Here is a 24593-nt window from a genome sequence, read left to right as displayed (position 1 = left end):
TGCAACCATCGTAGACGGACCGCTCTGTCTAGTTCAATGTCGGGGGAAATACCGCTTCCGACAAGCTGTATTGCTACATTCGCGGACTATGTGGTCTGTTCTCGTGACGGGTTCGGGTAAGGGGGTGTGCCGGGGCTGGGGCGGGCCTCTTCAACGCTGTCGGTCGGCCGTGTGCTCGACCATATCGGGGACATGCCCGGCAGGAACCAGACGATCGTCCCGGTCAGTACCGCGGCGCCCGCCGGAGCCCACGGATACCAGCCCGCCGGAGTGAAGAAGAACACGAGTGCGCACACCACGACCGCAATGAGCCAGAGAAGGGGTACGAGCAGGTCAAGGCGAAGATTTTGGACCATTCCGTACTCCGCCCAGTCCTCCGACGGAAAGCGTGACCGTGCCTCGTTGCGGATCTTCCGCCGCATCTTCAGGCTGTTCGCCACGAGGCAGAACATCAGCAGTGCGAAACCGACGCCCGCCACGAGGAGGTCTCCGGCCGCGGCCCCGAACGCGAACACCGTCGCCGACAGTGTCATGCCGATCCTCTCGCCCCGGGTCGGGGGCAGGGGGGTGGTCGGGTCGACGTCGGGATAGAGTCGGTCAAATGTGCTGTCGTTCATGATTGTCGCGTCTATCCTTGTGTGCAGGGGTGAGGTTCGGGGTTTCATAAGCTGGGTAGATTCGTTAGGTTAGTCTAGCCTGGCGATATGTAAAGTGTTCGCCTTCCATCCAGAGACTCCCTGCGGTCAGCGACGGGACCCGGCACGATTCCCGCGTGAATCGGCCGTGGTCCGGAAGTGTCACCGGAGAGCCCCTCCGCCCCAGTGGCGTGTGGTCGGTCGAAGACCCTCCCGCACAAACCCCATAAGCACAACAGTTCCCCAGAAAGGACGACGCATGCCGTTGCGTTCGCCATTCACCACCCGGCAGGTGCGCCGTGTCACCGTCACCGCCACCGCCGCCGCAGCCGTCACCGCCGCAGCGGGATTCATGGTCCTGCCGGTCGTCCCCGCCGTCGCCGAAGACTGCTCCGAGTCCTACACCCGGATCGACGGAGAGATGCGGTGGGGCTTCAAGAAGTCCTTCCGCTCCTACATCCGGTCCGGTGGCACCAGGGGCGGATGGGACCTGAACGGACTGAGCTTCGACAGTGGAACCGAGCAGTTCGTGTTCACACCGGATCCGGACCGGATGAAGGTTGTTGACGAAGACACCGCCACGATCCCCCTCCAGGGATCACTGCGTTTCTTCGGGCACGAGGGTGAAGGTGGCCGAGGGCCCGGTGAGTACGCCCTCGATTTCACCCTCTCGGACATGAAACTCGTCGTCGACGGAACGGACGCCACTCTCGTCGTCGACTACAAGGGGCTCGAACTGGAGGAGGGGACGACGACCGTCTCCGGGGAAACCTCCGCCGATGACGCCACATTCATGGACATCCGGCTCGCGCAGACCCCGGACTTCACCTCCGGTGCACTCGACCTCAGCGGTTCCGTGAACCTGTCCGCCGAGGGGGCGTCGATCTTCGCCGGGTTCTACCAGGCCGGTCAGGAATTCGATCCGATGTCCCTGAACGCCTCCCTGGAGAAGGTGTGCGGGAAGCAGCCGGCCGGCGGCGGAACCGGAACCACCGGCGGCGGCAAGAACACCGGCACCAAATCGGTCGGCATCGACGCGGTGAACTCAGTCAACGACCACCTCGACTCGCTGAACAACCTCATGGGTACAGCGGACAAGTTCATGGGGAACAGCGACAAGCTGTACAAGCGTTTCACCGAGGACCGGAGGTCGCTGGCGGGTGGCGGCGCCACAACAGCCGGAACCACCGCCGGAGGTACCGCCCCGGGCGGGACCGGCGGGGCCGCAACCTCAGGTGGCGGAAAAACCACGGGGACCGGTGCCGGAACGACCGGCGGAACCCATTCCGGGGGAGGCGGTACCGCGTCCGCCGGGGCGAAGCCCGCACAGGGGAACGCCTCCGGTGGTGCCTCCGGTGGCGCCACCGCGACAGGTGGAGCCGGAGGCGGTGCCGGTGACGTCTGCACCGACGACGGGTCCCTGGGGGTTGTCGAGGCACAGGCCGCCTGGGGCGTGAAAACCTCCTTCCAGACCTACATCTCCGGATCAATCGCCAACGGTGGCTGGGAGCTCAACGGCGTCGGACACGGCAACGGCCAGTTCCTCTTCTCCGGCAGCTCCGGAGCCGTGAACCCCTCGGCGGGAACCGGCTCCCTGCTCATGCCGGGATCCGTCCGTTTCACCGGGCACGGAGGAATCCTCGATCTCACCATCGCCGATCTCGAGGTGCAGTGGAACGGCAACTCCGGTTCCCTCATCGCCGATGTGACCTCCAACGACATGGACGGCAACTCCAACAGCTACGGTCGTGTCGCCCTCGCCAACCTGGCGTTCAGCCAGCTGGACGTCTCCGGGACCGGTGTCACCGGGCAGACCAGTTCCGTGACCCTCACCCAGGCCGGTTCCTCGGCCTTCGCCGACTTCTATCCCGCAGGCCAGGAGATGGCGCCGTTGAGCTTCGCCGCGACACTCGGCGGATCAGCCAGCTGCGCCGCAGGTCAGGGTGGTTCCGCTTCCGCATCCGGTGGCAGCGGCGGCGGTGGCGCCGCCGCCGCGAAGGTCGGTGCGGCAACCAGGGGTGCAAACGGTTCCTCCACGGGGAAGCCGGGACTCCCGGGTTCCACCGACAGCGAAGACGGAGGCAGCTTCCACGCGGGCAAGGGCGGATCCGGCAAGTTCAGGATCAAGTCGGCCGGCGCCGCCAGTGAATCCCCGGACACCGAGAACGTCGCCGCCAGCACCGAAACCGGAACACTGACCACACCACTCCTGCTGATCCTCGCCGCGTTCGTCGTCGCAGGCAGCACCCTCACCTCGTTCGTCTCCCGGAACCCCGCCGGATAGTCGAATGACCGTCCGTCACCCTGATCCACCATCTTCCCCGCGAAAGGCCCCCACGTTGCTGACCTCCCGACACAGCCTCCGATCACGGTTCTCCAGAAAGGCACGTGCGACGGTGGTGACGTTGGTCTGCACCGCCACCGTGCTGGCCGGCTGCTCCGGCACCGACAACGGCGGCAGCCCCGATGCACGGGGCAAGGCCGCTGAGCCCGCGGTCAGTGCGGCACTTCCGGATCTCCCCGACCCGGCGGATCTGCCGGATCCGCGGACACTGACCGGGGTCGGTGCGGTGACCGGTGTCGGGGAACCCGTCCCGGTCACGGATGACCCGATGCCCCAGTTGCCCGTCGAGTTGACGGACGCGGACGGCTACGACGTCGTCGTCGACGACGTCTCCAGGATCCTCGCGCTCGACCTGTACGGTGCCTACACCAAAACCCTCATCGGTCTGGGGATGCGGGACTCCATCATCGGGCGCACCGTCAGCTCCGACGAACCCTCCCTCGCCAATCTTCCCGTGGTCACCCAGGGCGGGCACAACATCAACGTCGAGGCCGTACTCGAGCTCAACCCGAGTCTCGTCATCGTCGACCATTCCATCGGCCCGCGCGAAGCCATCGACCAGATCCGTGAGGTCGGTGTCCCCGTCGTCGTCATGGAACCCCTCCACACCGTCGACGGAATCAGCGAAGACATCATGAACCTCGGCGGTGTCATCGGGCTCCCCACCGACGCGGAGGCGCTCGCAGAGCGTTCCGTCGCGGAGTACGAGCGGGCGGTCGAGGACATCCGCACGATCACCCCGGAAGACCCACTGCGCATGGCGTTCCTCTACGCGCGGGGCACGGGCGGTGTCTTCTTCATCCTCGGTGAGGAAGACGGCGTGAGCGAACTGATCCAGGGCGTCGGTGGCATCGATGTCGCGACCGAGAACGGTATCCGCACCGCATCCCCCGCCAACGCCGAGGCCCTGGCGAAACTCAATCCCGATGTCTTCATCATGATGGAGAAGGGTCTCGAATCCACCGACGGCATCGACGGTCTGCTCGAACGGCCCGGTGTGGCCCAGACCGTGGCGGGACAGAACCGGCGTGTCGTCACCGTCCCCGACGGTCAGGCCCTCGCCTTCGGACCACAGACCGGTGATCTCCTCGAACGCCTCGCCCTCGAACTCTATGCCCCGGAGTCGAAGTAAGTGACGGCACCGAGAACAATCCCCGACGGTAGGCGGACCGCGGGGAACCGTGAACGTGACGCTTTCCAGGTGAGACGCCGCAACCGGGTCATCCTCTTCCTCGTCCTCCTGCTCATGCTCCTCGGGACGACGGTGTTCTCCGTCGTCGTCGGACAGTACACCCTGAAGACCTCTGAACTACCGGGGCTCCTCGCCGCCGGACCGGGACAGGACTCGATCCAGCAGTCGGTCCTCTGGAACATCCGGCTGCCCCGTCTCGTGCTCGGCATCATCGTCGGTGCCGCCCTCGGCGTGGCGGGGGCCCTCATGCAGGCCGTGTTCGCCAACCCCCTCGCCGAGCCGAGTGTCATCGGGGTGACCTCGGGCGCCGGAGTCGGTGCCGCCGTGGTCATCGTGTTCAACTGGACCTGGCTCGGTACCTCGACGGTTCCCGCAGCGGCCTTCGTCACCGCCGTCATCACCACCGTGGTCGTCTACCAGCTCGCCCGCCACGACGGACAGGTCCACGTCCTCAACCTGATCCTCACGGGTATCGCCGTCAACGCCGTCTGCGGCGCCGCCATCTCACTGCTGGTGTACATCGCACCGGCCACATCCAGGGAACAGATCATCTTCTGGCAGATGGGCTCCCTGAACGGTGCCCAGTGGAAATACGTCACCGTCGTTCTCCCCATCATCTCCCTGGGCATCGTCATCTCGCTGCTTCTCGGTAGCGCACTCGACATCCTCGCCCTCGGTGACAAGGCGGCCGGACACATCGGCGTCAACGTGCAGACCGTCAGAATCGCAGCCATCGGGGCGTCCACACTCCTCACCGCCGGTGCAGTGGCGTACGCCGGACTCATCGGCTTCGTCGGCCTCATCATCCCCCACCTCCTCCGTGGGATCACGGGACCGTCGAACAAGATCCTCATGCCCGCCTCCGCCCTCGCCGGAGCGGTCCTCATCGGACTGTCGGACATCGCCGCCAGGACACTCATCGCCTTCGCGGATCTCCCGATCGGCATCTTCACGGCAATCGTCGGCGGCCCCACATTCTTCATTCTGCTGCGCCGCATGATGCGACGGGGAAGGGCCTGACATGAGCATCCTCGAAACACGTGACGTCAGTATCGCCTTCGGCGAGAGACTGCTGCTCGACGACGTCTCCATCAGCGCCAACGCCGGGGAGGTCCTCGGTCTCATCGGCCCCAACGGTGCCGGTAAATCAACACTTCTCTCCGCCATCAGCGGAGACATACCCGTCCGGGGCGGAAGCATCTCCATCAACGGACTCGATCCCGCCACCGCCACGCCCCTGGAACTCGCCCGGACCCGCTCTGTCATGCTCCAGGACGTCTCGGTCTCCTTCGCCTTCCTCGTCCGTGACGTCGTCGCCATGGGCCGCCGCCCCTGGGCGCGGACGAAACGGGCGAAGAACGACGAGGCGCTGATCGACGCGGCCCTGAAGGCGACCGAAGTCGACCACCTCGCGGAACGCGACATCATGACACTCTCGGGAGGTGAACGGGCCCGCGTAGCGCTGTCCCGGGTGCTCGCCCAGCAGACGCCGGTGGTCCTCCTCGACGAACCGACAGCGGCCCTGGACATCGGACACCAGGAACAGGCACTCGGCCTGGCCCGTGGCATGGCCGGCGCCGGCGCCGCCGTCGTGATCGTCCTCCACGACCTCAACGCGGCCGGTGCCTACTGCGACCGGATCGCCTGCCTCGCCAAAGGAGGGGTCGCGGCACAGGGAACGGTCGAGGAGGTCTACACCAGGGAGATACTCAGCGACGTCTACGACTGGCCCATTGAGGTCCTCCGGCCCCGCCCCGGTCAGTACCAGGTCATCCCGGAACGGGGAATGGGCGGGAAGGCCACGGCCGCCGCCAACGAACTGCTCGAACTCATACAAACCTGAACGAACGCCCACACCCTCCCACGCAAGGAGAACAGCATGACCACCATCCCGAAGGTGCCCGTCGCCCTCATCACCGCAACAGTCCTCACCACCGGTTCCATCCTCGTTCCTTCTGCTTTTGCTGAGGATGCTCCGGAGTGTGTGACGTCGGTTAAGGAGGGTGTGTCTTCGTGGTCGATCAAGGAGAGCTACCTGAATTACCTGACGATGCCGATCACCAGGGGTGAGGTCATCGTGTCTGACGGTGTGACCATCGCGGACAAGAAGAAGGGGCCGTTCGAGTTCACCGTCGATGCCGGTGAGTCGAAGATCGAGTCGGAGTCGAAGGGTGTGTTCGCACTTGACGGCACGATCGTGATTCACGGTCACAAGAAGGGTGACAAGTGGGAGCTGGATCAGAACATCTCCGATGTGAAGATCGCTGTTGACGGTACGTCGGGTGAGATCATCGCGGACTACTCGTCGGTGAAGTACCCGAATCCGAATGATGAGGCTCCGTACACCGCTGATGATGAGGTCATCGCGAATGTGACCTGGGATGCGGCTCCGAGTCTTGCTGCCGGTGACGTCGATCTGTCTGGTGCGAAGGTGACGCTGACTCAGAAGGGTGCTTCCGAGCTGTTCGGTGGTTTCTACGAGGTCGGTCAGGAGATGGCGCCGGTGGGTGTCAAGGCTTCGTTGGAGGAGAAGTGCACGACTCCGGAGCCGACGTCCACGACGTCGAGCCCGGAGCCGACGTCGACGACCTCGAGCCCTGAGCCGACCTCCACGACGTCCAGCCCGGAACCGACCTCCACGACGTCCAGCCCGGAACCGACCTCCACGACGTCCAGCCCGGATGAACCGGAGACAGAGGTGGAGGGATCATCCATCGGGCCGGATCTCCTCAAGACGCTCGTGAAGAGTCCCGTCAACGGCATCATGAGCATCTTCGTGATGCTCGGAGCCGGAGCCGTCTTCGGAGTCATCCTGCAGCACCTGGTGGCCCTGTTCCGACGGTGACGGGCGGCGTCGGGAATTGACGATCCGCCGAACATCATTCCGGCCACCGCTGAGGGGGTGACTGTGTGGTGGTCGGTTCCCGCCCGTCCCCCTTTTCGCGGGACATTCTGCTGGTAGCAGAACTGTTGAATTACCGGCTAATTGTTCTGGGGGTGCCCCTGTTGACCGTATTGCCTAACCTCACTAGATTTAGCTTAGCCTTATTTACATGACCATTGGGGTCATTCATCGATTTCAGGAGTTTCACTTGAAGAACACCACTCGTTTCACCGCAGGAATTTTCACCCTGGCCGTTGCCACCGGTTCCATCCTCGTTCCTTCTGCTTTTGCTGAGGATGCTCCGGAGTGTGTGACTTCGGTTAAGGAGGGTGTGTCTTCGTGGTCGATCAAGGAGAGCTACCTGAATTACCTGACGATGCCGATCACCAGGGGTGAGGTCATCGTGTCTGACGGTGTGACCATCGCGGACAAGAAGAAGGGGCCGTTCGAGTTCACCGTCGATGCCGGTGAGTCGAAGATCGAGTCGGAGTCGAAGGGTGTGTTCGCACTTGACGGCACGATCGTGATTCACGGTCACAAGAAGGGTGACAAGTGGGAGCTGGATCAGAACATCTCCGATGTGAAGATCGCTGTTGACGGTACGTCGGGTGAGATCATCGCGGACTACTCGTCGGTGAAGTACCCGAATCCGAATGATGAGGCTCCGTACACCGCTGATGATGAGGTCATCGCGAATGTGACCTGGGATGCGGCTCCGAGTCTTGCTGCCGGTGACGTCGATCTGTCTGGTGCGAAGGTGACGCTGACTCAGAAGGGTGCTTCCGAGCTGTTCGGTGGTTTCTACGAGGTCGGTCAGGAGATGGCGCCGGTGGGTGTCAAGGCTTCGTTGGAGGAGAAGTGCACGACTCCGGAGCCGACGTCCACGACGTCGAGCCCGGAGCCGACGTCGACGACGTCGAGCCCGGAGCCGACGTCGACGACGTCGAGCCCTGAGCCGACCTCCACGACGTCCAGCCCGGAACCGACCTCCACCCCGAACTCCTCCTCTTCCTCGGTGAAGGGTTCCTCCGACACCGACGGTGGCCTCAAAGGCATGCTCGACAAGCTGAAGGAGATGCTGGACAAGCTGTTCGGCAACAACGGCGTCATCGCCGCTCTCGGTCTCGGTGCCGCGATCGCCATCATCGCCGGTATCGCCAACCACATCAACATGACGATGCACCGCTGACCCTGAGGTCCAGCCTCCGGTCGTCACATCGGTGACGGAAGCAGCTCCGGTTTTCCGGAGCTGCTTCCGTCATGTGTGGACCCGTCCGGCAGTGGCACCGGCCCGGGGATGCCTGTGGAAAACGGCGAACCCCACCGCGGGTATGTGGACCCGGGGTGGGGTGAACCGGAACGCGGACTAGCTGATCGCCTCGAAACCGCGCTGGAGATCGGCGATGATGTCATCGATGTCTTCGATACCGACGGACAGGCGGATCGTGCCCTCGGTGATACCGGCACGCGACAGTTCCGCTTCATCGGACTGCGAGTGGGTGGTCGAGGCCGGATGGACGACCAACGAACGCACATCACCGACATTGGCGACATTCGAGTGCAGCTTCAGGGCATCGATGAAGGCCCACGCCTCCTCACGTCCACCGTTGATCGTGAAGGACAGGACGGCGCCCGTGTACCTGAGTCCCAGCTTCTCCCTGACCTTGTACCACGGGGAATCGGGGAGCCCCGCGTAGTTGACGGCCTTCACCTTGTCGTTCCCGGCGAGGAATTCCGCCACCTTCTCCGCATTCTGGTTGTGCCGTTCCACCCGGAGCGACAGGGTGTCCAGCCCCTGTGCGGTGACCCACGCGTTGAAGGGGGAGGGGGCGGCACCGGTGTCACGGAGAAGCCCGACACGAGCCTTCAGCCCGAACGCCGCCGCACCGAGGTCCGCGTACTTCAGACCGTGATAGGCCGGATCCGGGGTCACGAAATCGGGGAAGACGGGCTTTCCGTCCCGTTCCACGGTCCAGTCGAACTTGCCCCCGTCGACCAGGACTCCGCCGAGGGCGGAGCCGTTGCCGGTGTAGAACTTCGTCGTCGACGCGACGACGACATCGGCACCGAGGTCGAGCGGGCGGACGAGTGCTGCGGTGGCCAGGGTGTTGTCGATGATCAGCGGAACCTGGTTGTTGTGTGCGACCTCCGCGATCGCCGGAATGTCCAGGACGTCGGCCTGGGGATTGGCGAAGGTCTCACCGTAGAATGCCACGGTGTTGTCCCTGACCGCTGCCTGCCAGGACGCCGGATCGTCCGGGTCCTCGACGAATGTGGTCTCGATGCCGAGGCGGGGCAGGGTCACACCGAGCAGCGTGAGGGTTCCTCCGTAGAGGCGGGGTGAGGCGACGATGTGGGAGCCCGCGCGGGCGATGTTGAGGATGGCCGCGGTCTCGGCCGCCTGGCCGGAGGCGAACAGGACGGCGTGTACGCCGCCCTCCAGGGAGTTCAGCCGATTCTCGACAGCCTCGACCGTGGGGTTCGTGAGGCGGGTGTACACCGGGCCGAGGTCCTCCAGGGCGAAACGCTGTTTGGCGTGTTCCGCGGAATTGAACACGTACGAAGAGGTCTGGTAGATCGGCAGGTTACGGGCGCTGGTCTCTGAATCGACCGGCTGACCCGCATGGACGGAACGGGTCTCGAATCCCCAGGAATCCGCGATGCTGTTGTCGTACTGAGTCATGATGATCGGTGTCCTTCGTCGGTGTCGGGTGCAGTGTCTTGCGTTGGGGATCACCGTAACGGACATGTCGACAAAAAGTAAACAGCTCTGTCTATTTTTGGACAAAGCTGCTGGTTGGAAAGTTGAAAAAAATAGACCGCTCGGTCCTTGCGGGTGGTCCGTGGACGGTCAGGCGGCGTGCCTGTTCGGCTTGCGTGAATTCCGGAATGCGGTGAGTGCCACGGCCAGGACGGCCAATGTCGCGGCTCCCCCCAGGAACCAGATCCAGGTGGGGAGTGGTTCCGCATCCCTCAGCTCGTCCGCGCACTCCACCAGGCTCTGCCGCAGATGCTCCTGGGTGCGGTTGTAGTCCCCGGCTCTCCCCGTGAACAACTCCGCCCGTATCACCTCGAGACGGGGTCCGGTGGCGGCCTGCTCCCACAGCGCCTCGCCGACCTTCGCCCCGGGGTCCGCCCCGATGGCGGTCGCCGCGTCACGTGCCTCCTGTTCGGTGTATTCGGTCTTGTGCCCGGTGGGTTCACCCGGAACGCCGGCGTCCTCCGCCGTCAGTGTGGTGAGCATGCCGAGTCCCTCGGTTCCACCCGCTTCACCGATCCGGCGCTGGAGATCCGCGGGCGTCGGGGAATCGGGCCCGTTCGTCGGGGAGTCGTACGCCTCGATCGCCGAGCGGAGACCCGGATCGGCCTCATCCAGTTCGTCCAGGCGCTGGTTTCGGGCGTCCTCGTCGAGCGTCCGCCAGAACTGGACGACGTCCGAGCCCTCCTCCTCCGGGTCCACGGAGCAGACCATCCGTGTCGTGTCGGCCGTGACGGTGTACGCCGCCGCAGGCACCGCGCACACCGTCAGGACACACGTTGCGGCTCCTGCACCGCCCACCGCGCGCAGGAGCTGACGGGTCACCGGGTGTGTACTCATGGGGGGAAGATGTCGGGACATGTCCCCATTATCCTCCAGTTCCCTCCGTCCGCATTCCCCCGAGGGGTGACGGCACCGGAAAAGAGGGATGCCAAAGTATTCGCGCCCGGGACATCCCCGGTACCGGGGATGTTCACCACCTGTTCATCAGGGCTCTCTATCGTCCAGCGAGGCATGCTCACTCCGGATACACGAGAATGAAAGAGAAAACAGCCCTATGTCGACAGGCACACTGGAAGCCGTCTCAAAGGTCGTCCAGACCGACACCCGGACGGACAAGTGGTGGCACATCGGATTCGGGTCGATGCTGGCCATCGCCCTGGTGACCTTCATCCTGTGGTCCAACGGGTACGTCGGTGAGGAGGCGAACCACCTCGTCCTCCTGACCGTCATCATCTTCGCCATGTTCATGGCCTTCAACATCGGGGGCAACGACGTCGCGAACTCCTTCGGCACGTCCGTCGGTGCGGGGACCCTGTCCATCAAGCAGGCGCTCATCGTCGCGGCCATCTTCGAGGTCGGTGGTGCCGTCATCGCCGGTGGTCAGGTCACCGACACCGTGCGCAAGGGGATCGTCAACCTCAACGGCATCGATCTCGCACCGATGCAGTTCGTGTGGATCATGATGTCCGCACTGCTCGGTGCCGCGATCTGGCTCCTGATCGCCACCCGGATGGGCTGGCCGGTCTCCACGACGCACTCCATCATCGGCGGTATCGTCGGTGCCTCACTGACCCTCGGATTCACCACCGGTGCCGGTGGTTGGGAGATGGTGCAGTGGTCCCAGATCGGATTCATCGCACTGTCGTGGATCCTGTCTCCCCTTCTCGGTGGCTTCGTCGCTTTCGGTCTCTTCTGGTTGGTCAAGAGGCACATCCTGTCCTACAACGAGCGGGCCGACGAACAGCTCCGTCAGATCAAGAAGGAACGGGCGGAACTGCGTGAACGGCACAAGTCCGCCTTCCAGCGACTCAGCGAGATCCAGCAGATCTCCTACACGAACGCGATGGTCCGGGACTCGGTGCTCGTCGATCAGGGGGAGTACGACCCCAGTGAGCTGGAGTCCGAGTACTACCGTGAACTGCACCGGATCAACTCCCAGACCGACGACGTCGAGGCACACAAGGCACTGGTCACGTGGGTGCCCATTCTCGCCGCACTCGGGTCTCTCGTCATCGGCTCCATGCTGCTGTTCAAGGGACTGAAGAACCTGCACCTCGGCATGTCCGCCGTCAGCAACTACCTGATTCTCGGAATGATCGCCGCAGCTGTCTGGATGGCGGTGTTCATCTTCGCGAAGACCCTCCAGAAGACGAATCTCGGGCGTTCGACATTCCTGCTGTTCTCCTGGATGCAGGTGTTCACGGCCGCGGCATTCGCGTTCTCCCACGGTTCCAATGACATCGCGAACGCCATCGGTCCGTTCGCCGCCGTCCTCGACGTACTGAAGACCGAGGCGATCAACCCGAAGGCCGCCGTGCCGCCGCAGGCGATGGTCGCCATGGGTGTCGCGTTGATCGCGGGCCTCTGGTTCATCGGACGTTACGTCATCAAGACAGTCGGTTCCGATCTGACGAAGATGCATCCGGCATCGGGTTTCTCCGCGGAGCTGGCCGCAGCCGGCGTCGTGATGGGGGCATCCGTGCTGGGCCTCCCGGTCTCCTCCACGCACATCCTCATCGGTGCGGTCCTGGGGGTCGGCGTGGTGAACAAGGCCGCGAACTGGAATCTGATGAAACCCATCGCACTGGCCTGGGTCATCACCCTGCCGTGCGCGGCACTCGTGGCCTCAGCCACGGTTCTCGTGCTGCCCGTGGTGTTCGGCTGACAGGAACCGTTTTCCCGGGTTCCGTCACTTCCTCCCGACCGCCCCGCATCTCCCGGTTCTCCACCGGGGTGCGGGGCGGTTCCTTCGTGTGACGCCGGGACGCCGCAGGTTCGGGACGCACCGTGGGGGGAGAACACGGAGAAGACCCCCGCCGGATGAACCGGGTGGGGGTCTTCTCCGTGTTCCGGAGGGAACTACTTCTTCAGTCCGTCGATGATGCTGTTGAACTTCTCGCTCGGGCGCATGACGCCGGAGGTCTTCGCGTCATCCGGCTGGTAGTAGCCGCCCAGGTCGACGGGCTTGCCCTGGACCTCGATGAGGGTGGCGTCGATCTCGTCGACCGCGTCCTTCAGTTCGCCGGCGACGGTGGTGAACAGCTCGGCGAGCTCGGTGTCCTCGGTCTGCTTGGCCAGTTCGTCGGCCCAGTAGGTGGCGAGGTAGAAGTGCGAGCCACGGTTGTCGATCTCACCCGCCTTGCGTGACGGGGACCTGCCGTCGTTCAGGACACGCTCGGTGGCGCGGTCCAGTGCACCGGCGAGAACATTGGCGCGCTCGTAGCCGCTGCGGGCGAAGTGGCGCAGTGACTCGGCCAGGGCGAGGAACTCCCCGAGCGAATCCCAGCGCAGGTGGTTCTCGGACTCGAGCTGCTGGACGTGCTTCGGTGCGGAGCCGCCGGCACCGGTCTCGAACAGCCCACCGCCGGCCATGAGCGGCACGACGGAGAGCATCTTGGCGGAGGTGCCGAGCTCGAGGATCGGGAAGAGGTCGGTGAGGTAGTCACGCAGGACGTTGCCGGTGACGGAGATGGTGTCCTCGCCACGGCGGATGCGCTCGACGGAGAACTTCGTGGCCTCCACCGGGCTCATGATGCGGATGTCGAGGCCCTCGGTGTCGTGCTCGCCGAGGTACTTCTCGACGAGTTCGGTGAGGTTGCGGTCGTGGGCGCGCTCCGGGTCGAGCCAGAACACGGCGGGCATGCCGGACTGGCGGGCGCGGTCCACGGCGAGCTTGACCCAGTCGCGGATCGGGGCGTCCTTGGCCTGGCAGGCGCGCCAGATGTCACCGGCGGCGACCTCGTGCTCGATGAGGGTCTCACCCGCGGAGTTGGTGACCTTGACGGTGCCGTCGGCGGCGATCTTGAAGGTCTTGTCGTGGGAGCCGTACTCCTCCGCCTTCTGCGCCATCAGACCGACGTTCGGGACGGTACCCATGGTGGTCGGGTCGAACGCGCCGTTGGCGCGGCAGTCCTCGATGACGGCCTGGTAGACACCGGCGTAGGAGGAGTCGGGCAGCACCGCGAGGGTGTCCTCCTCCTGGTCGTCCGCGTTCCACATGTGGCCGGAGGTGCGGATCATGGCGGGCATGGACGCGTCGACGATGACGTCGGACGGGACGTGCAGGTTGGTGATCCCCTTGTGGCTGTTGACCATCGCGAGCGACGGTCCCTCCGCGAGTGCCTTGTCGAAGGCGGCCCTGATCTCGGCGCCGTTGTCGAGGTTCTCCAGACCGGAGTAGATGGCGGCCAGACCGGACTCGCCGTCCAGGCCCGCAGCCATCAGCTGGTCACCGTAGGTCTCGTAGACGTCGGCGAAGAAGGTGCGGACGACGTAGCCGAAGATGATCGGGTCGGAGACCTTCATCATCGTGGCCTTGAGGTGCACGGAGAACAGGACGTCCTCCTCCTTGGCGCGGGCGACCTGCGCGGCGAGGAACTCCTGCAGTGCGGCGGCGCGCATCACGGTGCCGTCGATGACCTCGCCCTCGAGGACCTTGAGATTGTCCTTCAGGACGGTCTCGCTGCCGTCGGCCGCGACGTGCGTGATGGTGAGGGTGTCGGCGGCGGGCATGATGACCGACTTCTCGTTGTGGCGGAAGTCGCCCTCGTCCATGGTGGCGACGTTCGTCCTGGAATCAGCGGACCACGTGCCCATGCGGTGCGGGAACTTACGGACGAAGTTCTTCACGGCCTCGGGGGCACGACGGTCGGAGTTGCCCTCACGCAGCACCGGGTTGACGGCGGAGCCCTTCACGGCGTCGTAGCGGGCACGGACGTCGGCGTCCTCGTCGGTCTCGACCTTGTCCGGGTAATCGGGGAGATCGTAGCCCTGGGACTGGAGCTCGGCGATCGCGGCCTTCAGCTGCGGGACGGAAGCGGAGATGTTCGGGAGCTTGATGATGTTCGCCTCGGGAGTCTTCGCGAGCTCACCGAGCTCGGCGAGAGCGTCATCGACACGCTGCTCCTCGGACAGGCGGTCCGGGAACTGGGCGAGGATACGGCCGGCGAGGGAGATGTCGCGGGTCTCGACATCGATACCGGCGGTGGAGGCGAACGCCTCGATGATCGGCTTCAGCGAGTAAGTCGCGAGAAGCGGTGCTTCGTCGGTGCGGGTGTAGATGATCTTAGCCAAGAGGTTCTCCCAAAATTATCGGACAGGGTTCAGCTCTCCAGAATACCTGTTAAGCATTCGGTCGGTGGTTTTCTCACCCTTGAAAAGGGTGGAAAAGGTGGTCGGTATATGCCCTGGTGAAGGAAAAGCCACGGCGTGGACGTGGTACCCGTGGCCCGTTCGGGGGCATTTCCGCCTCAGCTCACAGTGCACACCCGGGCGTCGGATACGACACGATCACCGTCCATGACGCGACCGCCGTCCCCAACGGGGAGTACGGTGCCACCGTGCAGTTGAGAAGAATCCGCGAAATCACCGAACCCAGACGCCGTCCACTTCCCGTGCAGACGGAGATCTCCGGTGCCCGCCGTCGGTGGACGATGCTCGCCCTGGCGGCGGGAGCCTTCGGCATCGGCACCACCGAGTTCGTGTCAATGGGGCTGCTGAACCTCATCGCCGCCGATTTCGGTGTCGGGGAGAACACCGCCGGGCGGATCATCTCCGCCTACGCCCTCGGCGTCGTCGTCGGTGCGCCGCTGATCACGGCGGTGACGGGGATGGTTCCGCGACGACGGCTCCTCCTCATCCTCATGGTGGCGTTCACCGTCGGCAACGGCCTGTCGATGCTGGGGGAGAACTACCACCTGCTGCTCGCGGCGCGGTTCATCGCGGGTCTGCCCCACGGGGCCTATTTCTCCGTCGCGGGACTCGCGGCCGCGTCACTCGCCCCGGAAGGTCAGCGTGGACGCGCCGTGGCGTTCATCGGGATGGGATTGTCCGTGGCGACGGTCATCGGTGTGCCCGCAGCCCAGGCGCTCGGTGAGTGGCTGGGGTGGCAGGCCGCCTATGCGCTCGTCGCGGCGATCGGGCTGGGCACCCTCGCGGCACTGTGGCGTCTGATGCCGCACATGACGAAGATGCCGGCCACGAGACCCACGACGGAGCTCGGGGCCCTGGCCAATCCCCAGGTCTGGTTGACCCTCGCGATCGGGACGGTCGGCTTCGGCGGCATGTTCGCCGTCTACAGCTACATCACCTGGACGATGACGGAGCACGCGGGACTGCGTCCTGACCTGATGTGGCTGGTGCTCGCCACCTACGGCATCGGGATGGTGCTGGGCAATGTCGTCGGCGGCAGGATGGCGGACCGGAACCTGGAGCTCGGTATCGCCGCGTCACTCATCGCGATCGCGATCGCGCTCGTCGGGTTCTCCGTCACCTCGTCCGGCCCCTGGTTGGGCACACTGAACTTCGGTCTCATCGGATTCTGCGGTTCCACGCTCGTCCCCGCCCTCCAGATCCGGTTGATGGATGTCGCCGGTCGGGCGCAGACGCTCGCGGCGGCGCTCAATCATTCGGCCCTCAACGCCGCCAATGCGTCCGGTGCCGCGATCGGTGGTGCGGTCATCGCGCACGGCTTCGGCTACACCGCACCGGCCCTCGCCGGGGCGGGGCTCGCGCTCGCCGCGCTCTGCATCTGGGCGCCGACGTACCTGTTGCGGCGACGGGCTCTGCGTCGCCACCGGGGGCTCACCTGATCCACGGAAACCCGCGGTACCGGTGGTGGTGGAACGCCCGTACGGGTGGGGCGTGTCCACGCCGTGGAGACTGACTATCGTGGTGCACATGTCTTTCACCGTCACCACCGTCAACGTCAACGGCATCCGCGCAGCCGTGAAGAAACGCAGCGAAGAGAACCTGGGGCTGCACGCCTGGCTGGAGCAGTCGAACGCCGATGTCGTGCTCATGCAGGAGGTCCGTGCCAGTGACAGTCAGTCGCGGGAGGCCCTCGCCCCCGCGCTCGACGCAGGCTGGCACTGGATCGGTGCGGAAGCGGCGGCGAAGGGACGGGCCGGGGTCGGCATCCTCTCCCGTACCCCGCTGACGAATGTCGAGATCGGTTTCGGTTCCTTCACCGACGCGGGCAGGTGGATCGCCGCCGACATCGCGGCACACGGTGTCCGGGTGGCGTCACTCTATCTGCCGTCGGGGTCGGCGGACACCGCGAAACAGGACGAGAAGTACCTCTTCCTCGATGAGTTCACCGGCATTCTCGCGGAACAGGCGGACGCCCACGATCAGATGGTGATCGGTGGGGACTGGAACATCTGCCACCGCCGGGAGGATCTGAAGAACTGGAGGACGAACAGGAAGAAGTCAGGGTTCCTGCCCGATGAGCGGGCGTTCATGGACTCCGTGTTCGGTACCTTCCCCGATGATTCCACCCAGGTGGAGGGCGCCGGGGCGTTCGCCGGTGCCGTCGACTACGTCCGTGGCGAGGACCTGCCCGAACGTGTGGTCCCGGATGACCCCCGGTGGTTCGACGTCGCCCGCCGTCTGCAGCCGGAGGGGGAGGGACCCTACACCTGGTGGACCTACCGTGGGAAGGCCTTCGACACCGATGCCGGATGGCGCATCGACTACCAGGCCGCGACGAAGATGATGCTGGACAGGGCGGAGCGGACCTGGGTGGACAAAGCGGACGACTATGCGCTGCGCTGGTCCGATCACTCGCCGCTGAACGTCACGTATCGCTGAGCGGGCGGGTGGACTTCCGGACGATGAGTTCGGCGGGGAGCTGCCGGTGTCTGCGTGTTTCGCCGGCGATGATCCTGTCGAGTTCCTCCAGGGCGGTCCTCCCGAGCGCGGTGAAGTCCTGCCGGACCGTGGTGAGGGAGGGGTTCTGGAACTTCGCCTGCGGGATGTCGTCGAAACCGACGACGGAGACGTCGTCGGGGACCTTTACCCCGGCCTTGTACAGGGCGTGCATCGCGCCGATGGCGATGTCGTCGTTGCCGGCGACGATGGCGTCCGGCAGGCCCCGTGAGAGGAGCTGCTGGCCCATCGCGTAGCCGCTCGCACTCGACCAGCTGTCACCGATGAGCCAGTCCGGTTCCGTGTCATTCACGGTGCACACCGTGCGGAATCCGTTCAGTCGGACCTGTGCGTCCTGCCACCGGAGATCGCCCGTCAGGTAGACCGGGGAGGTGCAGCCGGTGTCGAAGAGGTACTGGCTGGCGGCGATCGCCCCGTCGTACTGGTCGATGGACACGGTGGAGACCCGGTTGGTCTCGTGTCGTCCGGCGATGATGACGGTACAGGGGACCTGTGCTTTCGCCGCGATCACGGGCAGGACGTCGGAGGTACGGGCGAGAACGACCATCCCGTCCGGATTCGTGCCCTGGAGGTAGGAGATCGCCCGCCGCAGTGAATCCGGGTCGTCGGTGGGGGACGTGGCGATGACGATGTGCCGGTCCCGTGACGCGAGTTCCGCCTCGAGTGCCGAGAACAACCGGGCCACGCCGTGCCGGATCTCCCCCGTCACGAGGAGCCCCGTGGTCTTGGACCGCTTCGAGGCGAGGGAACGCGCGGCGAGGTTCACCTCGTACTTGAGCATCGCGGCGGCGTCCTCGACCTGGCGTCTCGTTGCTTCTGAGGCCGGCCCGGAGTTGTTGAGCACCCGGGACACCGTCTGGATGCTCACCCCGGCGAGGGCGGCGACGTCGCGCATGGTCGCGCGGTTCGGTGCGGGTGTCACGATGATTGTCTCCATGGGGGCTTCGGTCCAGGTACATCCAGTGTAATCCCGGTACCGAAACAGATGTACGGTGCCCCATGAAATCGTTTCGGGAAACGTGGGGCACCGTACGGCATCGGCTCCGTCAGATCAGAGGACGACGCCCTTCTTCAGGATGATGTTGCCGTAGAGGGCGGTTTCGCCGGTGATGAGCACGGCCCGGGCCTTGCGTGCCTGCTCGTAGAAATCGAAGCGGTCGAAGTGTCCCTCGGTGTGGTGCTCGGGTTCGGCGCTCTCGATGATGGTCCGGTAGGTCGGCCAGATCTCCGGGGTGGGATCATCGCCGAGCGTGTTCATCAGTGCGAACTGCCAGTCGTTGTAGGGGTCGAGCGGCATGAGTTCGAGGATCGCCCCGAGGATCTCGGGGATGCCGTGGCCGTCGGCCCGGAGGACGTGGTCGTTGAATTCGGCGCCCGGGAAGTTCGCGTCGGCGATGACGATCTCCTCGCCGTGCCCCATGTCCATGAGCACGTGGACGAGGTCCGGACTCAGGATCTTCGGGATTTTGTTCAGCATGGTGGATACTCCTGTTCGGTGTCGGTCGGATCAGTGGACTACTTGGTGACCAGAGCCTCGGCGGGGATGTCCGCCCGCTCCTGCCAGTACTCCTCGATCTCCTCCAGGGACTTGCCCTTCGTCTCGATGACCTGCGTCAGGATGAACCAGACGGCCAGGCCGCTCATGATCGCGAAGAGCAGGAACACCCAGGTGCCGATGGCGGCGATGAGATCGGGGAAGATCAGCGACAGGAGTGCGTTCATCGTGTACTGCGCGAAGGTGATGATGCCGACACCGAGGGCGCGGGCACGCAGCGGGAAGATCTCGGGGACGTAGGTCCAGAACACCGGGCCCAGACCGAAACCGAAGGAGAAGACGAAGAGGAAGACCGCGATGATGGCGAGCGTCGCGTTGGACTCCGCGAAGAACGTGAGTATCAGCAGCGGTGGGATCTGCCCGGCCAGCGAGACCGTCAGCAGCTTCTTCCTTCCCCACCTGTCGATGAAACGCAGCGAGACGAAGGTAGAGACGACCAGTGCGATGCCGACGCCGTAGTTGGCGACGATACCGGCGTTGATACCCATGTCCAGGTGCTCGAAGATCTTCGGGGCGTAGTAGACGGCCGCGTTGATACCGGTGAAGACCTGGAAGATGACGAGTACGAAGGCGAGGATGACGACGGGGCGGAAGGTACCGAACAGCTCCTTCATTCCCGCGCTCTGCTGCCCCAGGGACTTCTGGATGTCGGCGACCTCACGGTCCACCTCTTCCCTGGTCTCCCGGACCCGGCTGAGGGTTTTGCGTGCCTTCTCGATCTGTCCGTCCCGGATCAGCCACCGCGGGGACTGGGGGGACAGTGCCATACCGATACCGAAGATGAGGGCGGGAACCAGACCGAGGCCGAGGGTCCACTGCCACCGGTCGGTGAGGGAGAAGTAGTGTCCGACGGCGTACGAGGTCAGGATGCCGAAGTTCACGGAGAGCTGGTACAGCGAGGCCATCATGCCGCGCAGGTGCGCCGGGGCGATCTCCGAGAGGTAGATGAGGCCGAACATGTTGGCGATACCGGCCGCCATGCCGAGCATGAACCGGAAGGCCATCAGCGTCTCCGGGTTCGGTGCGAGTGCACAGCCGAGTGAACCGACACCGAAGATGACCGCTCCGACGACGAGGAGGTTCCGTCGCTCGATCTTCTTCTCGAAGGCGGTCGCCACCGCGATGGAGGGGAGCGCGCCGAACAGCAGGAACGAGACGATCAGGCCTTCCGCTGTCGGGTTCAGTCCGAACTGGCTCGTGATGTCCGGCAGAGCCAGCGAGATGGCACCCGAGTCGTAGCCGTACAGGAGGCCCGCCAGTCCGCCCAGGACCGCGAAAACGTAGACGATCGGTTTCGTCCGCGGTGGTTCAGTGCTCGCGGTGGGCGTGGTGGGGGGAGATGAATGGGTCATGGTCTTTGTCCTTCAACGTCCGCATGTGGGAGGGGTGGGTGGACCGTCAGAGTCCGTACTGTGCGCGCATGCCGATGAGCTTCTCGATCTCGTCGGCGGGCAGTTCGCGTTCGCCGTTGATCAGGCGCGTGAGGAATGTCAGTTGAGCCGTGTACTCGAGGCGCTCCATCTGGAAGTAGGCGTCCCAGACATCGGAACCCCAGCTCAGTGCGCCGTGCTGTTCCAGGAGTGCCACCTTGTGGGTGAAGGCGAAGGGCTCCACGGAATCCGGGACCGCCTCGGTGGAGGGGGTGCCGTACGGAGCCAGCGGGATCTCCGGCATGGCGATGACCGATTCAGGCATCATCTTCTTGGTCAGTGCCTCGCCCTTGATGGCGAAGGCGGTGCCGTGCAGCGGGTGCGCGTGCACGCAGGCCTTGATGTCGGGGTTCACGCGGTACATCCGCAGGTGCATCTTCACTTCACTCGTCGGCTTGTGGATTCCGCTGGGCGCGGGCTCGACGATGTCACCGTCCAGGTTCATGACGATGAGCTTGTCCGGGGTGAGCTGTCCCTTGGAGACGCCGGTCGGGGTGGAGAGGATGTGGTCGTCGTCGACCTTGGCGGTGATGTTGCCGTCGTTGGCGGCGACCATGGTCCGTGACCACAGCATGTAGCCCACCTTGCAGATGGCTTCGCGCAGTTCCTGGTGGGAGTACTCGGTGTGGGACATTCTGGGTGTTCCTTTCATTGGATGAGAGTGATGGTGTGGTGCCGCACGGGGCGGCACCGGATGCGTCATCGGACCTCTGCGAGGCGCCTGCGCATGTCGTTCCAGCGGGTCGGGTCACGCGGTTCGAACCGGAGCGGGGTGAACGAACGCTGTATGATCCCGTCGCGTTCACCCGGTTCGATAGCGCCGATGGCCTCGAACTGGCTGAGCAGGTTGCCGGCCGCGGACGCCTCCGCGGGGCCGCTCAGGACCGGCAGTCCCGTGGCGGAGGCCGTCATCTGGCAGAGCAGACCGTTCCGGGAACCGCCGCCGACGATGTTGACCACCTTGGGGCGGGCCCCGGTCAGGTCGGTGACCTCGGAGATCGCGGTGGCGTGCGCGATGGCCAGCGACTCGAGGATGAGGCGGATGAGCTGGCCGGTGCTCTCCGGCTCCCGGCCGTACAGTTCCCGCATCCGGTCGTGGATCTTCTCCGGCATGTCGCCGGGCGTGGTGAACACCTCGTCATTCGGATCGAAGACCACCCCCATGCTGGGAGCGGATTCCGCGGAGACCAGGAGTGCCGGCAGGTCGGTGCTCTTCCCCGCCTGCTGCCAGGCGCGCATGCAGTCCTGCAGGATCCACAGGCCGGTGATGTTCTTGAGGAGTCGGATGCCGCCGTCGATACGGACCTCGTTGGTGAAGCCGCTGGTGAAGCAGGCGTCGCTGAGCACGGGTTCGTCGGTGCAGGCGCCGACCAGGGTCCAGGACCCGCAGGATATGAACACCGATTCCTCGGCGGACACTCCGTCGTGCGGGATGGCGTGGACGGCGCAGGCGGTGTCGTGTCCGCCGGGGCGGACCATGGGGATCCCGGTGATGGTCTCGGGGCACAGGACCATGGAGTCACGGGAGATGTCGGAGAACCACCGCCGGGGGATTCCGAGTGCGTCGAGCACCTCATCCGACCACGTGGCGGCCCCCGGAGTGGCCAGACCGGTGGTGGATGAGATCGCGCGACCGTGGGCCTGTTCCCCGCACAGCAGGGACGCGAAGTAGTCGGGGAGCAGCTGGACCCGTTCGACGGAGTCGACGAGCTCCGGGTGCTGCCGGAGATCGGCGAACAACTGGTTCGCCGTGTTGATGTCTGCGGGCTGGATGCCGGTGAGCGCGAAGGCCCGCTCCGCGGGCAGAGCCTCGTTGAACTTCTCGCGGTGCTCCGCCATGCGGGTGTCGCGGTACGACCGGACCGGGAGCGCGACCTGGCCGTCCTCCTTGACGAGCGCGTAGTCGACACCCCAGCTGTCGACACCGATCGAGCTGATGGCGATCGGGACACGGGTCCGGGCGATGGTGATTCCCGCGATCGCGCCGTCCAGGAGACGGTCGATGTCCCAGGCCAGCGCGCCGTCAACGGTGTCCACCTTGTGCGGGAAACGATGGGCTTCCTGCATTTTCAGGGTTCCGCCGTTGAGCACTCCGACGATCGCGCGGCCGTTGGAGGAACCGAGATCGAGGGCTACGGCGGCGTACTGGCTCGGGGACATGACAGTCTTCCTTACTTCAGTGGGGGGATGGGCGGGGGATCAGCGGTACAGGGGCCCGAAGTTCGCGCAGGCCCGGAAGTCCGCGCTCTCCAGATCGGTGGTGCCGAAGCTGGACCAGGCCCGCGGGCGGAAGATGCGTTCCGGCTCGATGTTGTGCATGAACACCGGGATGCGGAGCATCGACGCCAGGGTCAGCAGCTCGTCGCCGAAGTGGCCGTAGCCCGTCGCCGTGTGGTTCGCACCCCAGTTGTCCATCCAGTCGTAGACGCTGCGGTGTGCGCCCTCACCCGTGAGACGCGGGGCGAAGAAGGTGGTCGGCCAGGTCGGGTTGGTGCGGTCGGCGATGGCGTCGCGGACGTCGTCGGGAACCTCGACCGTCCAGCCCTCCGAGACCTGGAGCGCGAGGCCCAGTCCGTCCACCATCACCAGGCGGGAGGCCGTGACCGGGAGGTCGCCCGGGGTGTTGAAGTGGGTGGAGAAGCCGCCGCCCGGGAAGTACTCCTTGATGGCCGCGTGGAACGTGCTGGCCTTGATGTCGGCCTCGATGTCCTCGTCGGTCATCTCCCACCAGGGCTTGATCGTGGGGTTGCCGTCGGCGTCCTTCGCGCCGCACGCGCCGTCGAGTGCGGTGGCGCCGGAGTTGCGCAGATCCACGAAACCGTTGGCCGCGTGGCCGCTGAGCTCGTGACCGGTGACCCGCTTGACCGCCTCCGGGGACCAGTAGGTGCGGACGTCGCTGAACAGCTGGGCGCGGTTCGTGAGCAGGTTGTTGAGCAGCATGGCCAGGCCGTTGAGGACGTCACCCTCGGTCGCGAGGATGGAGGGCTGACGCTTGCCGTTCCAGTCGAAGCTGGTGTTGAGGATGGTCTCCAGCAGGTCGCCGTTGGGCTTGTAGTCCGTCCACTGGCGCTGACCCTGGAAACCGGCGGCGATGGCGTCGTGACCGTGGGCCTCCTCGGCGAAGCCCATCTCCTTGAGCTTCGGGTTTCCGTTCATGAGGTCGTTGGCGACGAGGGTCATCTTGGTGATGTAGTCCCACTGCTCCTCGTACTCGGCCTCGGAGAGTCGGTTGTCCTCCGGGTTGGGGTTCTCACCCTCGACGAGGTTCTCCCGCACCCACCTGCGGGCGATCTCGTACTCGTCCTTGTCGTAGATGCCGTGGGTGATGCGGCGGTCGAACTCGATCATGTCGATGTACTCGGACTTCAGTCCCAGGTACTTGAGGATGTCGACCTCGGGGACGCGGCAGCCCGCGATACCCATGGACACCGTGCCCATGGCGAGGTAGCTGCGGCCCTTCATCTGACCGACGGCGATGGCGGCGCGCGCGAACTTGAGGATCTGCGCGACGACGTCATCGGTCAGTCCGTCATCGGAGGCGTCCTGGACGTCGTGACCGTAGATGCCGAAGGCCGGGATGCCCAGCTGCGTGTAGGCCGCCAGTGCGGCGGCGAGGGTGACCGCGCCGGGACGCTCGGTGCCGTTGAAGCCCCAGATGGCGTGGGGGATGGAGGGGTCGAGGTCCATGACCTCGGTGACGTAGTTCCAGGAGGAGGTGACGGTCAGGTCGGCGCCGACGTTGTGGGCGTCGAACTTCCTCTTGCAGGCCGCGGCCTCCGCGGCGCCACCGATCGTGGTGTCGGCGATGACGACCTCGACCGGTTCACCGTCGGTGTAGCGGATGTTCTCGCGCAGCAGCTTCGCGACGTTCTGCGCGAGCTCCATGGTCTGGTCCTCCAGGGACTCCCGTACGCCGCCGAGACGACCGTCGATGAGGGGACGGATACCGATTGCCGGATGGTTGGTCATGATGGATCCTTTCCAGATTGTGTGAACGATCCCAGTATCTGAATGTGCTGTGAACTGCTTTATTCAGATCTGCTGTCACCGTAGGTTCACTTATGTGAACGCTCTTACCTGAGTGTGACGTGCAGGACCTCGGGGTGTCAAGGGTGATCTGTAAC

The 24593-nt window shown here is 65.0% G+C and carries 19 protein-coding genes; 9 read left to right on the top strand and 10 right to left on the bottom strand.

Translation table 11 applies throughout. The features are described 5' to 3' along the window. Window positions 1–86: 86 nt before the first annotated feature. Window positions 87–617 (bottom strand): hypothetical protein, encoded by a 531-nt coding sequence (locus tag JIM94_RS00815; protein ID WP_200253700.1) that lies wholly within the window; start codon window positions 615–617, stop codon window positions 87–89. Window positions 618–894: 277 nt separating this feature from the next. Here JIM94_RS00815 and JIM94_RS00810 point away from each other — a divergent pair, with 277 nt between their 5' ends. From JIM94_RS00810 to JIM94_RS00785, 6 genes are all read left to right on the top strand, one after another. Continuing rightward, window positions 895–2919: an HtaA domain-containing protein gene (locus JIM94_RS00810; protein WP_200253698.1), complete on the top strand. Its 2025-nt coding sequence runs from the start codon at window positions 895–897 to the stop codon at window positions 2917–2919. A 112-nt stretch (window positions 2920–3031) separates the two neighbouring features. Further along, a complete protein-coding gene (locus tag JIM94_RS00805; protein WP_248085858.1) occupies window positions 3032–4111 on the top strand; it encodes a heme/hemin ABC transporter substrate-binding protein in 1080 nt (359 codons plus the stop codon). A gap of 69 nt (window positions 4112–4180) precedes the next feature. After that, window positions 4181–5191, top strand: a complete 1011-nt coding sequence (locus JIM94_RS00800) for a FecCD family ABC transporter permease (protein WP_410170834.1) — start codon at window positions 4181–4183, stop codon at window positions 5189–5191. Window position 5192: 1 nt separating this feature from the next. Further along, the gene (locus JIM94_RS00795; protein WP_200253694.1) at window positions 5193–6014 is read left to right on the top strand and encodes a heme ABC transporter ATP-binding protein; all 822 of its coding nucleotides are present in this window, start codon (window positions 5193–5195) and stop codon (window positions 6012–6014) included. 36 nt (window positions 6015–6050) lie between these two features. Then, entirely contained in the window at window positions 6051–7016 is a 966-nt protein-coding gene (locus JIM94_RS00790; RefSeq protein ID WP_248085859.1) for an HtaA domain-containing protein, read from the top strand. 370 nt (window positions 7017–7386) lie between these two features. Continuing rightward, on the top strand, window positions 7387–8244 hold the full coding sequence (locus JIM94_RS00785; protein ID WP_248085860.1) for an HtaA domain-containing protein: 858 nt from the start codon (window positions 7387–7389) through the stop codon (window positions 8242–8244). Window positions 8245–8421: 177 nt separating this feature from the next. On the opposite strand, the gene JIM94_RS00780 is transcribed toward JIM94_RS00785, so the two are convergent. Next, window positions 8422–9741 carry an O-acetylhomoserine/O-acetylserine sulfhydrylase gene (locus tag JIM94_RS00780; RefSeq protein WP_200254297.1) on the bottom strand — a complete coding sequence of 440 codons (1320 nt, stop codon included), beginning with the start codon at window positions 9739–9741 and terminating at the stop codon, window positions 8422–8424. A 165-nt stretch (window positions 9742–9906) separates the two neighbouring features. Further along, window positions 9907–10653: a hypothetical protein gene (locus JIM94_RS00775; RefSeq protein ID WP_200254269.1), complete on the bottom strand. Its 747-nt coding sequence runs from the start codon at window positions 10651–10653 to the stop codon at window positions 9907–9909. 217 nt (window positions 10654–10870) lie between these two features. Here JIM94_RS00775 and JIM94_RS00770 point away from each other — a divergent pair, with 217 nt between their 5' ends. After that, window positions 10871–12481, top strand: coding sequence for an inorganic phosphate transporter (locus JIM94_RS00770; RefSeq protein ID WP_200254267.1), 1611 nt, complete (start codon window positions 10871–10873; stop codon window positions 12479–12481). Window positions 12482–12675: 194 nt separating this feature from the next. On the opposite strand, the gene JIM94_RS00765 is transcribed toward JIM94_RS00770, so the two are convergent. After that, window positions 12676–14889, bottom strand: coding sequence for an NADP-dependent isocitrate dehydrogenase (locus JIM94_RS00765; RefSeq protein ID WP_200254265.1), 2214 nt, complete (start codon window positions 14887–14889; stop codon window positions 12676–12678). A gap of 266 nt (window positions 14890–15155) precedes the next feature. On the opposite strand from JIM94_RS00765, the gene JIM94_RS00760 reads away from it, so the two are divergent. Both JIM94_RS00760 and JIM94_RS00755 read left to right on the top strand, forming a co-directional pair. Then, window positions 15156–16406, top strand: coding sequence for an MFS transporter (locus JIM94_RS00760; protein WP_248085885.1), 1251 nt, complete (start codon window positions 15156–15158; stop codon window positions 16404–16406). Window positions 16407–16494: 88 nt separating this feature from the next. Continuing rightward, entirely contained in the window at window positions 16495–17406 is a 912-nt protein-coding gene (locus tag JIM94_RS00755) for an exodeoxyribonuclease III (RefSeq protein WP_200254263.1), read from the top strand. Here the strand turns inward: JIM94_RS00755 and JIM94_RS00750 are convergent. The 6 genes from JIM94_RS00750 to JIM94_RS00725 form a co-directional block, all read right to left on the bottom strand. Next, window positions 17393–18421: a LacI family DNA-binding transcriptional regulator gene (locus JIM94_RS00750; RefSeq protein WP_200254261.1), complete on the bottom strand. Its 1029-nt coding sequence runs from the start codon at window positions 18419–18421 to the stop codon at window positions 17393–17395. The genes JIM94_RS00755 and JIM94_RS00750 overlap by 14 nt on opposite strands. 114 nt (window positions 18422–18535) lie before the next feature. Beyond that, a complete protein-coding gene (locus JIM94_RS00745) occupies window positions 18536–18961 on the bottom strand; it encodes an RbsD/FucU family protein (protein WP_200254259.1) in 426 nt (141 codons plus the stop codon). A 38-nt stretch (window positions 18962–18999) separates the two neighbouring features. Continuing rightward, entirely contained in the window at window positions 19000–20391 is a 1392-nt protein-coding gene (locus JIM94_RS00740) for a sugar porter family MFS transporter (RefSeq protein ID WP_200254257.1), read from the bottom strand. 46 nt (window positions 20392–20437) lie between these two features. Then, complete coding sequence (locus JIM94_RS00735; protein WP_200254255.1) at window positions 20438–21103, bottom strand: class II aldolase/adducin family protein; 666 nt, start codon at window positions 21101–21103, stop codon at window positions 20438–20440. Window positions 21104–21168: 65 nt separating this feature from the next. Continuing rightward, on the bottom strand, window positions 21169–22629 hold the full coding sequence (locus tag JIM94_RS00730; RefSeq protein ID WP_200254253.1) for a rhamnulokinase: 1461 nt from the start codon (window positions 22627–22629) through the stop codon (window positions 21169–21171). A 39-nt stretch (window positions 22630–22668) separates the two neighbouring features. Then, on the bottom strand, window positions 22669–24438 hold the full coding sequence (locus JIM94_RS00725) for an L-fucose isomerase (protein WP_200254251.1): 1770 nt from the start codon (window positions 24436–24438) through the stop codon (window positions 22669–22671). Window positions 24439–24593 lie beyond the last annotated feature (155 nt).

The sequence above is a fragment of the Corynebacterium pygosceleis genome, from assembly GCF_016595275.2.
GTDB lineage: Bacteria > Actinomycetota > Actinomycetes > Mycobacteriales > Mycobacteriaceae > Corynebacterium > Corynebacterium pygosceleis.
The sequence above is the reverse complement of the archived record's forward strand: the minus strand, read 5'-3'. Positions and strand labels throughout refer to the sequence as shown.